At 62.7% G+C, this 687-nt stretch carries 1 protein-coding gene; it reads left to right on the top strand.

Going from position 1 to position 687, the window contains the following annotated elements; genetic code table 11:
• Positions 1 to 687, top strand: a 687-nt coding sequence (locus ABWV23_RS22355; RefSeq protein WP_353351916.1) for a transposase, incomplete at both ends; no start/stop codon positions are given.

Below are 687 nucleotides of genomic sequence, written 5' to 3'. Positions count from 1 at the left end.
TGGAGGAGCGTATCCCGGCTCGGCACCCGCTGCGAAAGATCAGGCAGGTGGTGAATGACGCGCTGGCCAGTTTGGATGCCGAGTTCGAAGCACTTTACACCGATTTCGGCCGCCCCTCTATTGCACCTGAGCGACTGATCCGGGCCAGCCTGCTGCAGATCCTGTTCTCGGTTCGCTCCGAGCGGCAGTTGATGGAGCAGATGCAGTATAACCTTCTGTTCCGCTGGTTCGTGGGGCTGGGCATCGACGACCAGGTCTGGGTCCCGACCGTGTTCACGAAGAACCGCGACCGACTACTGACAACGGAGATGTCGCGCAAGGTGATGGCGGCGATCCTGGCGCACTGGGAAGTGGCGCCGCTTCTTTCGGACGAGCATTTCTCGGTCGATGGCACGCTGGTGAAAGCCTGGGCCTCGATGAAGAGTTTCCAGCCCAAGGCCGGGGCCACCCCGCCTGAAGAGGGCGGTCCGGGCGATCCGCCCACACCAGACGACATCCCCGAGACCCCGCCTGAAGAGCCTCGAACCGAGACCGACACGATGCCCCACTCCACCCGCCAAAACCGCAATGCCGAGGTCGATTTCCGTGGCGAGAAGCGTTCGAACGCCACGCATGTCTCGACCACTGATCCAGAGGCGCGGCTCTACAAAAAGTCTCCCGGCACCGGCGCGACACTGTGCTTCATGG

The sequence above is a fragment of the Aquicoccus sp. SU-CL01552 genome (assembly GCF_040365005.1).
Lineage (GTDB): Bacteria > Pseudomonadota > Alphaproteobacteria > Rhodobacterales > Rhodobacteraceae > Antarcticimicrobium.
The sequence above is the reverse complement of the archived record's forward strand: the minus strand, read 5'-3'. Positions and strand labels throughout refer to the sequence as shown.